We start from the raw sequence: 16,979 nt of genomic DNA, 5'->3' as shown, positions 1-16,979 counted from the left end.
GAATACCCAGCATGCCTACCACCATTTCAATAGAACGGTCCATCAAAAGACCTACTACCGCATCTGGTTTCACTCCACGGGCCGTCAGCTGCGCGGCCACCTGCCCGGCCTGTTCATCCAGCTGTGCATAGGTAAGAGCAGCCCCTTCATATTGTACGGCTGTATTCCCAGGCCACTTTGTTACCTGTTCTTCAAACAGGTCAAGTATCGTTTTATCTTCAGGATAGTGGCTGTTGGTATAGTCCAGGTTATTTACCAGTGCTGCTTTCTCCAATTCAGAAAGCAGCTCGATTCCGGATAGGGTTAATGCAGGTGCGGCGACCATCCGGCTAAGTACCTGTTGTAAATGATGCAACATATTTCTGATAATCTCATCAGCATATACGTTATTATTATAACTGATTTTCAGCAGGATGTCTTTGCCGGGATATATCGTTATCCAAAGGTCATAGTTCGTTTTCTCGTATGTTTCTACCGCTGTGATGTTGAGTCCATCACTGATGTTCTTTACGTCTTCATCAAGCGGGTAATTCTCGAAGGCCATAATGTGGGTGAACAAACGGCTGCCCAATTCATTTGCGCCCTGTATTTCTGACAACGGGTAATAATGGTGCAAATTCGCTTCCAGGTCCTGCTGTTGTGTATCTTTTAGTAGTTCTTCCACTACCGCTGCATTGTCCAGTATGATTCGTACCGGCACAGTATTAATAAATAAACCGACCATAGATTCCACACCGGCAATTTCACCGGGGCGGCCGGATACGACCGTACCAAATACCACATCGTCCAAATTACAATAGCGACCGAGCATTATTCCCCAGGCTACTTTAAATATTGTATTAATGGTTACCCCCACTTTTGCAGAAAGTGATTCAATGGATTTTGTCAGCTCCGCACTGATAGGCGCCTGATGTGTAACGATCGTATAGGAGGAACTATCTGAAATACGCAATGCTTTCCCAGGCAAATCCGCCTGTTGGCTATATCCCCGGAGATACTCCTTCCAATAGGCAGCGGATTCATTTTTGTTTCTCGTCTCTAACCACGCTATATACCGGGAATATGGCGTTACCATACCCATTGAGATGGATTCACCGGACAACATCCTGGTATAAACTTCTTTAAAATCCCTGACGATAATACCAATACACCAACCATCCATCAGTATGTGGTGATGGCTCCATAAAAGCTCATACTCCCTGTGTCCCGTTTGGAGAACTGTCAGCCGCATTAACCTGCCTTCCTCCAACAGGAAAGGTTGGGACCTGTCAAGATGCCGGTAAGCTTCCAGCACCTGCTTTCTGCCTGATTCCAGGCATTCCTCACGAACGTCGTGATATTGGAAGTCGATTTTTCCACGCTTTAACACCACTTGCAGCGGGCGATGGTAACGATCATGCAAAAAACGCGTCCGCAGTACTGCATAACGTGCTACCAGCGCATTCATGGCCGATTCAACCGCTGCAATATCCAGTTCGCCATCCATATGGATAAGCATCTGTTCAAAGTAATGATCGGATCCTTTATCCAGCAAAGCGTGAAATAAAAGCCCCTCCTGCGTGGGAGACAGCGGGTATATGTCTTCTACCTCCTGTTGTTCCTGTAATTCATCCAGCAAACTTACCGGGATGCTTTTCCAGGTGAGATCAGAAGGACTCAGTAATATCTTCTGTCCCGAGCTGCAGTAATCAATGACTTCACTCAAACACTCCCTGTATACATCCATGAACGCAGCTATCGTATCCGGATGATACTGTGACGTGCTATAATTCAATTGTACCTGTAACTGACCTGAGCTGACCATCGCGATGATGTCCCAATCATACAACCGTATTTCTTCCGGTGAGATGGTTTCCCCATGCGGATCTGAAGAGATACCATAAGATCTGCCCATGGTGTCGCTGTCGAATTGTCCCAGGTAGTTAAAGCTGATTCCGGTGTACTTGTCCTGCCTTTCCGGAGCTGACCTGCGCTGCTGCATGAGCAGGTAATCGATCCCTCCATTTGGAACACTGCTGAGCGTTTGCCGGATGTCGCGGATCAATATGCCCAGGTCATCGCTGTCGCTTGTTAGTACTACGGGGTAAATAGTCGTAAACCAGCCTACGGTGCGGCTTACATTCACCGTAGCGCCAATATCCGAGCGGCCATGTCCTTCCATATCAACCCGTAACACCGGTATCGTATACCGCCTGCGCATACCCAGGTAAAGGGCGGCTAACAACATATCATTCACCTGCGTGTGCTGCGCATGGTGGAGTAGCTTTACAGTGGTATTACTGTCTAAGGTAAAGGCTTCACGGCGTAAGGAAGTGCGTCTTCCCAGCGCAACGGGATAGTCCCGCTGCAGCCGGAAGGCAGGCTGCTCATCGATCCGGGACCAGTACGCACTGGCCGAACGGAAGGCATCGCTTTCTGCATACCGCAATAAAGTAGCCGACCACTGCTGGAAAGCATCCGTCTTCAACGGTAGCAATAGTGGTTCTCCCTGCGCGGTTTGACGATATAACGTTTCGATATCCTCGAACAGGATCCGCCAGGAAACACCATCAATAACCAGATGATGAACGATCACCACCAGGCGGCTGCCGCCTGGCGTATAAAACAAGCCAAGCTTCAACAGCGGGCCCGTGGCCAGGTTGATACCTGACTGAAGAACATTACAATGTAATATGAAATCTGCCTGCCAGTCGTCTTTTTTATATAGTTCAATTACTTCCAGGGACACCGGCACACCAGTACCCAGGTTGCGCTGGACAATTGTCCCTCCCTGTTCTTCAAACACCATGCGTAAAGCATCATGATGATCAGTCAGCTTTCTGAATATGTCAAGTACGCGGTTTGTCTCTATCCTCCCGGGGAAATGAAGCACTACCGACTGGTTAAAATGATGGCGTTGTTCAAATGGGTGATGGAAGAACCATTGCTGGATGGGCGTCAACCCAACCTCTCCTGTTACTGCTGTTTGGGAAGAGATGGCTGATAAGCGTCTCAGCTTTAACGATAATCCCCCGATGGTCTGACTGTCGAAGATATCCCTGATCGTTGTTTCATATCCTGCAGAACGAAGCCGGGACATGATTTGTATGGATTTTATAGAATCACCTCCCAGTGAAAAAAAGTTATCCGTTACACTTACCCTTGTGATTCCCAGTACACTTAACCATATTTCTGACAACAGTTTTTCTTCCGGTGTAACAGCCGGTACGAACTCTCCGGCTGAAGATATTTCAGGATCGGGTAAACCACGCCTGTTGATCTTTCCGCTCGAAGTCAAAGGCATAGATTCCAGTTGTACAAACAAGGCAGGCATCATGTAATCCGGCAGTTGCTGCTGCAGGAAAGCACGCAACGAAGTTACCGGAACAGATGACGCTGATACGTAATAGGCGATCAGTGATTTTGTTCCATTCCCTTCCCTGATGATCACCGCTGCTCCCTGCACCTCTTCGTGTTCCAGCAGGCGGTTTTCAATTTCACCCAGTTCTATTCTGAAGCCACGCAACTTTACCTGATCATCTGTTCTGCCCAGGAATGCGATATTGCCGTCAGCATGCCACATCCCAAAGTCCCCTGTTCTGTACATCATTTCACCGGGATAAAAAGGATTTGGCACAAACTTCTGCGACGTGAGATTTTCATTATGCAGGTACCCCTTTGCCAGTCCATACCCGGAAATGCAAAGTTCTCCTGGTACGCCAACAGGTTGCAATTCATTGTTCAATCCAAGGATCAATATCCTGGTATTCGCTATCGGCTTTCCAATAGTAATCTGCGACGGCGCCTCATTTTTCATTGCAAGAATGGAAGTACAAACTGTATATTCCGTAGGTCCGTATGCGTTCAGGAAAGTCCGCCCAGGCGTCCATTGCAATGCAATCTTCCTGTCACAGGCCTCTCCTGCAGAAATAATGGTCCTCAGCTGGTGCAGGCCCTCAGCAGGCAGCACCCTTAAAACAGATGGAGGAAGCGTAACAACATCAATAGCCTGTTCTTTCAGCACCGAATACAGAACATCCGTAGAAAAAGTATCAGATCTTTTGAAGATGACTAAGGTAGCTCCGGAAGATAGTACCGGGAAAATCTCTGCAACAGACGCGTCAAATCCCAGGGACGAAAACTGTAGCAACCTGGTTTCAGGAGCGAGTGCCAATACGTTTGTAAAAACCGTTGCCAGGTTAGCCAGGCCTTTATGTCCCAGGAGTACACCTTTCGGCCTGCCGGTAGACCCGGATGTATAAATAATATAAGCATTATCCCTTTCCTGCACTTCCCGGCCACCAGGCGTACCGGAAAACAGATCTCCTTCAATGTGCAAATCATCCTGTAATAAAAAATCCGGCAGGAGGCTGTCTGGCAGGCCTTCCTGGCCTGTTATAATCCCTGTGTCTCCGCAGAGAAAGTCACGATACAGCCTGTCAGTAATGCAATATCCCGGTTTACTCTCTTCCAGGATTGACCAGATCCTCCCCGCCGGCCAACGCGGATCCAATGGCAGGTAAACCGCTGCGGCCTTCATCACGCCCAGTATATTGGCAATTGTGGCAGCGGAGCATTCCTGCAGGATGCCTACAATGTCACCATGTGATACCCCTTTCTCCATCAGTACCCCGGCTACCTGATCAGACCTATCATCCAGCCGTTTGTACGTCATGCTTTCATACAGCTTCCGGTTGCCTGTTGTTGCAACGGCGCCCTCTTCGCCAAAAATTTTATGGTAGAATGGTTCACTACGGAAACGTTGCGGGAAATGAGGTAAATCGGTATCAAAATCAATTTTCTCACCGGAGATCCGGGTCAAACAACCTTTGATGCTAAAGTCGGGATTAATGCCGTTATCATTCAGCCGCCTGTCAATCACCATCTCAATCATATCGCCCTTGCCAACCGGAAGCCCGGGGTAAAAAACAGGCACGAATACCGGCAGCCAGCAATATTCATATTCAAGTGTATCCAGTACTTCCCCATTTGCACCCGGCATCGTTAACCATACCAGGAATCCCTGTATAGTATCCTCCCTCCGGATATAAAATTTCACAACATGGCTATCTTCCGGTTTTACCGCTCCCCCGTTAAAATCCAGGTCTTCAAATGTTTCAGCGCCGGATAAAAGATATTCCTGTGAAAAGTTCTTCAGACAAAGCCTTATATCGGCACTTCTACCGATGTAATCAAATGTTTTGCGGACATAAGGAGCCGAAACATCAGAAAAACCGGGTGTATCAATAAAATATCCGGGTAAGCTAACCGGCGCAATCCTGGTCAGATTTCTGCCAGGAATCATAATACCGTCTTCCTTCAGAAAACGCCTGGCATTATTCAACACTACGGCGGCGCCTTCGCAGCCACCTATAGGACCTACCAACTCCGACAAACATACATCAGCTTTCTCGGGTAAGTCTACCAGCATGGCATCCCCGTGAATCAGGTGAATTTTCTGATCCAATCCGGCATCCTTTAAAAACTGTTTTGCTTTGTTATAGGTTTCTTCCAGTATTTCGATGGCATATACTTTTTCTGCACCAGCTTCTACGCATAACCTCGACAATATAGCATTGGGACCTGTTCCTATTTCCACCACCACCTTTCCTTTCACATGTCTTCTGATCTCCTTTTCATACCACGCATTTCTTCTTACATCGTTCGTCATCGCATGGTACAACATGTCGTCATAAATAAAATATTCTGCCGTAGAAGGCCATAACTCCATCGGGTTAGCTACTTCATCCCGAATGGCCACGGCATCCGGATGTAGTGCTGCCTGTTGCTTAAACCGTTCCAGCACGGTAGCCGCCGGCGCGCCGGCAGGTGCAATACTGTTGAATTCGTGCAGGATCTGATGCTGCTCAACAGGATTAATCAGCTGGATCGCAGCGATACTGATGCTACTATCGGAGGTTACCGCCGATACCACATTTGTGAAAAATTGCACAAACCTTTTTATAGTGGCTTCCTTAAACAGGTCTGTCGCATACTCAAAACTTAAAAACAGCTGACTGTCTTTCTCGTATGCCCGCAGGGTGATATCGAATTTTGAAATGGCGTGTGCTGTTTTAAAAACAGAAATCTTCAGGCCAGGGAGTACCAGCTCCTTTTCTCTGTAGTTCTCGTACGAAAGCGCTACATCAAACAAAGGGTTGCGGTTCGTCTTTCTTTCAATACTGAGGTCATCAATTAACTGTTCATATGGGTAGTCCTGGTGATCAAAGCAGGACAACATCTTGTTTTTCACTTCCAGTAAAAATCCGCTGAAAGATTTGCCGGCAGCAGGATGATTTCGTATAGGTAATGAATTAACAAACATGCCTACCATCGTTTCCAGATCTGCATGCTGTCGCCCTGCTACCCCTGTTCCGATAACAATATCTTCTTCCCCGGTCAGTTTGCTGAGGAATATGTTAAAGACGGACATTACTGCCATATACATGGTAGCGCCGGCCTTTTCTGCTATTGATTTCAGCTGCTGCGTTTCCCGGATAGGGATAGAAAAATCAACCGCATGTCCATTAAAGCTGTTAATTACAGGTCTTGGAAAATCCGCCGGCAAATCCAGCTGCTGAGGCGATTCTGAAAATTCCTTCAACCAAAAATCCCGCTGGGTACGCATCTGGCGTTGTTGTACTTCGCCGGCCTGCCAAACTGCAAAATCTTTATACTGCCGTTTTAATTCAGGGAGTTGCACTCCGTTATACAAGGACATAAACTCATCAAAAAGCACCTGCTGGGAAACGCCGTCGCTAACAATATGATGGGTATCTACCATCAGGATATGCTCCTTCTCCGATAACTCAATAATACCTACCCTGATCAATGGTGGATTTTCAAGATCAAATGGTTTAATGAAGTTTTTTACTACCTCCTCCACATCCGGAAACTGTGCTTTATAATATACACAATTCATCGATACATCCGGAAACACACGCTGCACTGGTTCTCCCTCTCTCACAAAAAAACCAGTCCGTAAAATTTCATGACGGGATACAAGTGCTTTTAATGACTGCTCAATCCTCGGTTTGTCGAGGGAACCCTCCAGCATCATCACGATACCACCATTGTAAGCAATGGAATGCTTATCATACTGATATAAGAAATAAAGGCGGTTTTGCCCGGATGAAAGCTTATAATATTCCTGCGCCGGCGCCTTTTGAATGTCTATATGCTTACGGGTTTCCGACTGTGCCAGTAATAACGCTAAACTCCTTACCGTCTGGTGTTGGAAGAAGTCTTTTATGGAAACAGATACCTGAAATACTTTATAAACCCTGCTCGCCAGCACTATAATGTGCAGGGAGTGACCGCCAAGCTCCGTGAACGTACGATCGATACCAATGTCCTCCTTATTCCGCTTCAGAATATCCGACCAGATCTCAATCAATTTTTCTTCTGTTTCGGTGGTGGGAGCGGTATAACCAAGTTGTTTTACAGATGGCGCCGGCAACGCGTTCATGTTGATTTTGCCATTCGCAGTTAAAGGCCACGCTGCCAGATGAACAATAAACGCAGGAATCATATAGTCCGGCAACAGATCAGCAAGAAAATCTTTAATGGCCACTTCTCTCAACAGGCTTTCAGAGAGATAATAGGCAATCAAAACAGTATCGTCATCCTGCGCTTCCGCCTTCACCAATACCTGGTCCACGCCATCAAGCGACAGCATCGCCGTTTCAATTTCAGACAGCTCTATCCGGTATCCCCTTACTTTTACCTGGTGATCCTTTCTTCCTAAAAATTCAATATTCCCATCCGGCAGCCACCGGGCAACATCCCCTGTCATATACATTCTGGCGCCGCTTTCAAAAGGATTAGCGATAAACCGCTCATCAGTTAAGTCCTGTTGCCCCAGATATCCAATGGCTACTCCTGCTCCTGCGATATACAAATCTCCTTTCATGCCGATAGGAACAGGCATAAGGTGTTGATTCAATATATAACACCGGGCATTGCTGATTGGTTTTCCAATAGTAGGTGCTTTCTGAAAGTCCAACAACTGATGGCGGTGAATATATCTCGCTACCGCGCCAATAGTTGTTTCAGTTGGTCCGTAGTGATTGATAATTTCGATAGACGGATGCAGCGCGAATGTTTGTTCTATTGCCCGCACCCTGATCTTTTCTCCGCCCAGTATCACCAGCCTTAGTCCCGTGGCTGTTTTAAAATCAGGATGATCTGTTACAGCGCCATACAGGGAAGGCGTCAGCTTCAGGTAAGTAATATGATTTTGCCGGAGGTACCGGAGAAAAAAGGCGGGCTGCATGTAAACTTCCGCAGGCAATATATGCAATTCCGCACCGGACAATATGGAAGAAAATATTCCTGTATAACCCAGGTCAAATGCAAATGATGTTACCAATGCGGTTTTATCGGTATGGTTTATTTTTGCGAATTTGTTGATCCAGGTGGCATAATTAATCACATTCTCATTTGAAATCATCACGCCCTTAGGTAGGCCACTGGTTCCTGAAGTATATATCACATACAGCAGATCACCGGGCGTAATGGTCACCAACGGATTTTCAGGAGAACTGTTATTCAGGTCCGGATGATCCAGCGCCAGTTGATCAATTCCAACAGGAATATCAACCAATAGTTGTTGCTGCGTCAATATTAACCGGCAGCCTGCATCCTCACAAATTTTCTTCAGCCTGGATACGGATGTTTCAGGGTTCACAGGCAAAAACGCAGCCCCGGCTTTTAATATCCCCAGCATGCCAATCATCATTTCAACGGAGGATTCTACCCGCAAACCGATGATATCCAGCCCCGGATGACTATTGAGTACCACGGCTGCCACCTGATTGGCCCGCTTATTCAATGCGGCATAGGAAAGCCTTGTTTCTCCAAAAACGACCGCAATATTATCCGGGTAAGCAGCCACCTGCCGCTCAAACATTTCAATAACAGACTGATAAGATGGTATATCGGCCTTCGTATCGTTAAAAGCATACAGGATGGTATCCTTTTCAGCCTCGTTTAACAACAACACCTCACTGACAAGCCTATCCGGGTAAGTTAGCACATCCCCGATAAGATGAATGAAGTAGTTTGAAAATCTCTCTATATAGTCCGTTGAAAAAATACTGCTCTTGTAGTTGAAGTCGATCACCAATGCTTCATCGGTAAAAACCTGGATAGACAGCGGCAGGTTTGTATTCTCATAATACCCGTGCAGCGCTATGTTCAGCCCCTCTACGCTGTCGAGGATGTTTTGATCAACCGGATAATTTTCAAAGCCAATACTCGACTGAAACAAGCTTTCATTTGCAGTGATGCCAACTGCCTGGTTAATTTCATGCAAAGATGAATGATGAAATTGACTTCTCTCTATCAATCCCGCATTCACACTTTTCACCAGCGCTTCGAGCGTTATCCGCTCATCAACATGAATCCTGATTGGGATAGAATTGATAAAATTCCCCACTACCGCCTGGCTTCCCTGCACAAAGGGGTTCCTGTTAGATACGGTCGTTCCAAACACCACATCATTTGTATTACCATACTGTTGCAGCAGCAAGCCATAAGCCGTATAAATAACTGCCGCTTTGGTAACTTTATTCTTTTTCACAAATTCATCAAGGCCATCCAGGTTTTTATTGATCCTCAGCTTGCTGACATCCTGCGACAGTTCTCCCTGGTTAGCAGCCTCCGACAAGGGGTGTCCGATTTCATATCCCTCCAGGTAGTTCTTCCAGTAACTTTCTGACGCCTCGTGATCCACCAGTTGCCAGCTATCCGCATAAACAGCGCCGAAGGCAGGTTTATCAGTGTGCTCAGGCGTATTCCCCTTATTAAGGCTGTTATAATACCGGAGCAAATCTTTTATCACTATCGCCGTACTCCATCCGTCATATAAAATATGATGATGCGTGATGACAATGATAAAATCTTCCGCTGCCTTCTGAAATACCCTAACCCGCAGGGGCAAGGCCGTGAGGTCAAATTTCTCCTGCTGATCGTTCAACAGTTCCTGCGTGATTATACCGGCAGCTGTCTCAGGGCTATCTTTTGAGTAGTCGTAATATTTAATGTCGAGGTCACAGGACTTCAGAATTACTTGTATGGGAGCCTTTATTTCCTCCCATCTGAATACAGATCTCAATACATCATTCTCCGATTGTACCAGGGAGAATGCCTGTCTCAGGATGTTCATATCGAGCGGTCCCGATACCGCAAAGGATATCTGGACATTGTAAAGATTATAATCTGCTTCCTTCAAATAATGATACAACATGCCTTTCTGGACCATACTAAGCTCGCTGATCTCCTGCACATTTGATTTCTCAAGCTTCTTTTTCAAGGGAATAAGATTTAAGTGGGTAATATTTTTGAAGAAATAACCGGTAGATATTAATTAAAAAGAACTGACAACTCATCGTCGTCAAGTCCATCCGCCCCTGCGCCCAGGGAAAAAGAAGTAACTGGTAACTCTTCCCGGAATTTATTATATGCCATCATATGCAGCAGCCATTTCACCAGGTTGTCCGCAAATGATTGAATGGTAGCCTTTTCATGGGCTAAACGATTATACTGTATATCTATTTCCAGTGTATCCTTTAATACAACAACATTGAGTTCCAGCTTAGCCGTCATTACATTGTCCGGGTCTGTGTTACTTCCCCCGGTGTCATCAGAATAAGCATACAGATCATTGTCGAATTCCTGGTCAAATTGTCCGAGATAGTTAAACCTGATTTCAGACAACTTCTCCCCGCTAACCTGCAGAGCCTGATGCAAGTACCTGAAAATGCCGTATCCCAGCCCATTGCCGGGAACATTGGTCATTTGCTCCCTGACTTCCCATATAACAGCTTCAAGGGACCCCTCATGGAGTTGCAATTGCTGTGGATACATAGAAGTAAACCAGCCAACTGTCCTGGAGATATTCAGATCATCGAGATATCTTCCATGATTCTCCTGCTCGATAACACATACATTCTTTCCTGTCCAGTCCCTGACAGACAATGCTAAAGCCGCATTTAGCAGGATGGTGATGTCCGATTTATATACCTGGTGTGCGAGCTTCAATAACGCCCGCGTGCCTGCTTTATCTATCGTGCGTTTCTCATTTGCAGCATTCATCGTGCGCCAGTCTGCCGGACGCTTATCCAGGGGAAGTGAAAATGGAACATCGGCCACTGATTGCCAGAATGCCAGTTCCGCCGCATTGCCATCAACGTGCGGATATCGCAGCAAAGCATCATACCACTCTCTGGCAGTTGCTGTTTTAGCGGGGAATTTTACCGGGTTATTGTTCTTCAGACTTTTGTAGGTAGTATAAAGATCTTTCAACAAAATTCTCCAGGAAACACCATCAACAATTAAATGATGCGCGGTGATAAATAACATCCTGTGGGTTCCTCCCATTTTGAAAACAGCTGCTTTCAAAAGAAGGTCCCTTGAAATATCAAAGCTGCTTTTAAGAGACATGCATATTTCCTTCATTTCCTCGCCCTGAACATCCAGGTCATACGATGTTATGGTGAATGGGCTATCGCGGTGATGCTTGTTATAGAATAATGTTTTCCGCCGGGGATCATAGTTGATTCTCATTCCGTCATGCTGCCTGATGAGCGCCTGAAACGACAACTGCAGCAAATGGAGATCGATCTCTTCATGAAACGAAAGCAACATAGAATGATTGTAGAAATCAGGACATTGAAAATCCTGATCAAAAAACCAGGCTTCAACAGGCATCAGCTCACGGCCCCCCTCTATATATCCCTGCTCATATTCCCGGCGACTTTCCGCATTCTGCAGGTTAGAAACGATCTGCCGGATTGTTTGATAGATGAGAATATCCTTTATGGTCAGCATAAAACCTTCATCAGCCAACCGGGATAATATCTGGATAGCCTTGATAGAATCTCCTCCGAGTTCAAAAAAATTATCACTGGCTGAAATATTATCTACCCCAAATACCTCATTCCATATGGCTATAAAAGTTTTATCGCGTGCATCTATCTCCTGAACATTCGAAACTTCAGAAAATTCCACCGCCGGAAGTGCTGCGTGATCTACTTTTCCATTAGAGGTAAGCGGATAAGCATCCAGTTGAATAAAATAAGCCGGCATAGCGTAGTAGGGTAATCTGTCTGACAGGTAAGACCTGAGCGACGATTCAGCTACGGTCTCCTGCATCCCCGAAACAATGTAATAAGCTATTATAACAGGTGACTTCTTTCCTTCTCTTATGATGGCTACCGAAGAAGCAATCCCCTTGTAAGTTGCCACCTGGTGTTCAATTTCAGTCAGATCAATTCTATGACCGCTGATCTTAATTTGCTTATCTGTCCGGCCTATATACTCAATAAGGCCGGAAGGAAGGCGCTTCGCAATATCGCCTGTCTTATACATCCTTAACCCTGCCACAAAAGGGTCGCTGATGATCTTCTGCCCGGTGAGTTCCTGGCTACGCAAATATCCTCTTGCCACCCCTTCGCCGGAGATATACAATTCCCCTTTAACTCCGATAGGTACCGGCCTAAGCGAATCATCCAGCACATATATGCGGGTGTTAGCAGCAGGTATGCCAATAGGCACTGCCACGGCCTTGGATGCCGGGTCAAATTGATGAATCATACATCCAACAGTTGCTTCTGTCGGTCCATATTCATTATAGATCTCTATATGATCGCCAAAAAGCAGGTGTATTTCCGCCGCAATGGAGCGGGTCAATTCCTCACCACCAACTATAAAGCGTTTTATTTTACTGTTGCGCGCAACTTCCCTGGAAATGTAGGAGGCGATCAATATCAAATGCGAGGGAGTGGCTTTAACTACCGCCACTTTATTATCAAGCACTACTCTCCGCATCAAAAATTCATCTTCCGCGGCGCTATAAATAACGATCCTGTTACCGGTTACCAACGGCAAAAATAAAGAGGTGATGGTTAAATCAAATGAAATAGAGGTATACAGCGGGAAAGCAGCTTCCTCTTTTTTCACATACATGTCTGAAGCCCAGGTAATATAATTGACCAAGGAATGATGCTCAATCATTACGCCTTTGGGATTGCCGGTGGTACCGGAAGTATAAATGATATAAGCCAGGCTGTTTGGCTCAGCCGGGCTATAAGTAGCAGGAACATTTTCTGGTAGTGTCAGCGAACTGATATCCAATACCTCCAACAAGGGCAGCTCAGAAAGCAGCAAAGCTACTTCCGGCAGGTCTTTGCCTGTGATCATCATGCTTGCCCTGCTGTCTGTAAGCATGTAGCTGATTCTCCGGACAGGCGTTGATATATCAATGGGCAAAAAGCAGGCACCCGCTTTCAGCACTGCCAGTATGGCCACCATCAGTTCAGGACGCCTGTCCATCAGCACTGCCACAATACTCTCCTTGTTGATACCTTTGCTTCTCAGAATAAATGATAACCGGTCAGCCTGTTCATTCAATTGACGGTAAGTGACAGTGTCTTCCCCGTATTCTATCGCAATCGCCTCTGGCGTGGCTTCCGCCTGCCGCCGGAACTGTTCATGGATAGTGGTATGGTGCGGGAAATCTGTGGTGGTGTCATTAAAATGATGAATGATATCCTGGTACTCTACCTCACCCAACAAATTTATTTCATGAAGGCTGATGTCCGGCTTCTGCGTTATTTGTTTTACCAGGTTGGCAAAGTGACCGGAAATCCGTTCTGCTGTTTCCTTTTTGAAGAGGTTTGTGTTGTATTCGATGACGTACTTTAATGTCTGGTCATAATAAAATACTTCCATCGAAAGATCAAACTTGGCAATTCCCGGATCGAAGAAATGGCGCTGCACCTGCAGATCGCCGGTCGTCATATGATCGTAGCCAATGTTCTGATAAACGAACATGGTATCAAAAAGACGATTACGACTGGCATCAGCAGGTACTCCCGCCTGTTGTATCATTCTTTCAAAAGGATAATCCTGGTTATCCAACACGGCCGTTAACAGGTGATGATGTTTTTCCAGGAGGTCGGGAAAAAAAGTGCTGGCGGAAATATCGCTTATCACAGGCAGGCTGTTGACGAACATGCCTACTATATTTAATAGATCGGGGTGAGTTCTGCCCGCGGCGGCAATACCTATTGCAACTTGTGGCTGTCCGCTGTACTTTGATAACAGCACGCTGTATAATGTGAACAGGAGTGTATTCAGTGAGCAGGCATATTGTGTGACTATCCGGAAAAGACTGGCGGTAATATCTTTATCCAGCAGTACTTCCAGCTTTTCTCCTGTAGGATTAAAAATAACGGGACGGTTGAAATCAATGGGCAGGTCCAGTACCGGAACGGATTGAGCCAATTGCTGTTTCCAGAATAATTCCTGCCTTTGGAGGTTGCCCGATGCAAACATACGGTGCTCCCAATCCGAGTAATCATTGTAATTAACGGGAAGGGAAGGCAACTCATGCCCCCTATAGCATTCGAATAATTCCTGTACAAAAATATTCGCGGATATACCATCGCAGATGACATGATGAAAATCTAAAAACAAGTAATGTTGCTGCCCCGGAATGTTTACCAGGCGGATCTTGAACAGTGGGGATTGATGCAGGTCGAAAGGGGTAACCAGCTCCTGTAACAATTGATCCAGGTTCTCCGGAGTGGAAGTTATATAATCGAATGGCAAAGCCACTGCTTCGTGAATCCTGTATACCGGCTGTTGAGGGCCTTTAAATGACATACGTAACACTTCATGCCTGGATACCAGTGTTTCTATGGCTGCCTTCAGCTTTTCCCGGTTAACAGGACCGTCTATCTTTAAAATAACAGGTATATTGTATGCGGTAGACGTTTGATCTACTTCCCATGTATAGTACATCCGTTTTTGTGCAGCAGACAATACATATGTATCTGCCGGTGCTGCACGGGAGATGGAATGATAAGGCGCCGCTTTCTCCAGGTTGGCTATTTCAGCAGCGAGCGCCGGGATGGTGGGATAGCGGAAGAATACTTCCAGGCCCAACTCCACTCCTAATTCCTTTTTCACCAACATGCATACCTCAGATGCCCTTAAAGAGTCCCCGCCATTTTCAAAGAAGTGACCTTTCCCATTAAAATGCTGATGCTTCAGAATCCGCTGCCAGATATCAAATAGCTTTTGCTCGACAGGCGTCCCCGGGTGAAACACGTCAAAATCATTGGCTGCATCTTCCGTTAAGCGAAATAATGCATTTGTTGTTTCCCTGTACTTACCCTCGAGGTATTGTGCTATCAGCTTAAAACGTTGCAGCTTACCACTGGTAGTTCTGGGTATATTCTTTACAGGAATCACCTGGTCAATCTCAAATCCACACCTGGTATTGATCAACTTCCTCAGCTGCATGGCGGTTTGAATAAACGAAGAAAGCTCACCCCGGTGAAGCACAAAAGCAATTACTTCGTCTCTCTGCGTACTTCTGTTAAAAAAGCCACCAACGGCTACCTTGTTTAGTTCTATGGCATCAATTTCCTCCGCTATGCGTTCGATGTCGTGCGGGTAAAAATTCTGACCATTAATAAAGATGATATCTTTTGCTCTTCCGGTGACAAATAATGATCCCTTCTCGCTGAGGAAGCCAAGATCACCTGTTTTCAACCATCCATCCGCACTGAATACTTGTGCGGAAGCATGCTTGTCATTGTAGTAGCCCTTTGTTACATTATCTCCCTTTATCTGTATATGGCCTATTACAGCAGCATCAACTGGATGATCATTATCATCCGCTATTCTCAGTGAGCAGCCATCCACCGGTTTGCCAACATCTGCAAAAGAAACAGCGTCAGCAGTCTCTTCACTAAACACAACCTTATCATTGATATTAACATGATTTCTGCTAACCATTGCAGATACTACATCGCTGTCAAGATCCGATATGGTAACTGCCACACTAGCTTCTGCCAGTCCATACACCGGCCGCATTGCCTGTTCCTGCAACCCAAATCTTTTCATGCTATCTGTAAACTCTTTACAGATTTCTGTAGATATGGGCTCAGCGCCGTTATAGATAATCCGCAGGCTGGAGAGGTTCCAGTCGTGATGATCATCGGGCGTATAATGCTTCAGAAAATACCGGTAGCCGAAATTAGGTGAGCAGGTAATGGTGGCCCTGTGCCGGGAAAGTGCATCCAGCCACAGTGCAGGCCTGCGAACAAACAGGCTCGTTGGCATCAGGCACTGATTCATTCCATGTAGTAAAGGATTAAGATGAAAGCCGATCATACCCATATCATGGGTCAGTGGCATCCAGCTCAACGTGGAATCTGAAACCGAATATCGGGCAGCATTACTAATGCCCTGTATGTTGGCAATAAGATTTTCATGAGTGAGTACAACGCCTTTGGGATTTCCGGTAGAGCCTGAAGAAAACTGGATAAACGCAATGTCCTGCGGGCTTACGATTACCGGCTCAGCCGCCGCACCTGCTGATAGCGCTTCCGACTCATTAATGTAACGGGTGCCGATCTCGTCACTGTTTACAAAAAGGGAGTTTGACCGGGCATATGCTGTCATCTTTTCAAAGTGCGCTGCAGAGGAGATGAGGTGAGGCCTGTTCAATATCTTCCAGACATTAAAGAGCTTTTGCCGATGCATATCCGTTCCTCCCGGTGCCAGCGGCACCGGTATCATTCCTCCTAATATGCAAGCCCAGAAAGCAATAAGAAGAGATTTATTATCATCAGTTTGCAGGATCACCTCGTCATTCCGGCAAACGCCCCGTTTCTGTAGCACCAGTAAGCACTGCAATGCTTTTTCATACAAATCTTCATACAACAGGAAATGTTCATCAGTATGGCTTTCAATAAAGGTGATACCAGCATTTCCCAATGTATTTTGTGCCTGTATAAGTTGAATGAGATTTGTTATACGCATATCGCTTAGTTAACTCAGATCTGGCTTCCAAACTCAGCGGGATGCTCACGTGGAATTACAGGAAAATCCTGTCAGTACAATCACGTAGTGGCATAGCATAAATTTTTATCGCATAGCTTGCTCTGTTCGCAGAATTATTACATTCCGGAAAATAAGTACGC

The 16,979-nt window shown here is 46.0% G+C and carries 2 protein-coding genes; both read right to left on the bottom strand.

Annotated features, from left to right (window positions below):
* Window positions 1-10,294 (bottom strand): amino acid adenylation domain-containing protein (locus AB6805_RS30905; protein ID WP_370913300.1); only part of this gene is annotated, 10,294 nt, incomplete at its 3' end.
* A gap of 50 nt (window positions 10,295-10,344) precedes the next feature.
* Window positions 10,345-16,818 (bottom strand): amino acid adenylation domain-containing protein, encoded by a 6,474-nt coding sequence (locus AB6805_RS30900; protein WP_370913299.1) that lies wholly within the window; start codon window positions 16,816-16,818, stop codon window positions 10,345-10,347.
* Window positions 16,819-16,979: the final 161 nt, after the last annotated feature.

The sequence above is a fragment of the Chitinophaga sp. RCC_12 genome, assembly GCF_041360695.1.
GTDB lineage: Bacteria > Bacteroidota > Bacteroidia > Chitinophagales > Chitinophagaceae > Chitinophaga.
This window is presented reverse-complemented; position numbering and strand designations above follow the sequence as displayed.

Bases quoted from the DNA above. Each gene is read 5' to 3' on its own strand.
- AB6805_RS30900 (WP_370913299.1), bottom strand. From the start codon at position 16,818: ATGCGTATAACAAATCTCATTCAACTTATACAGGCACAAAATACATTG.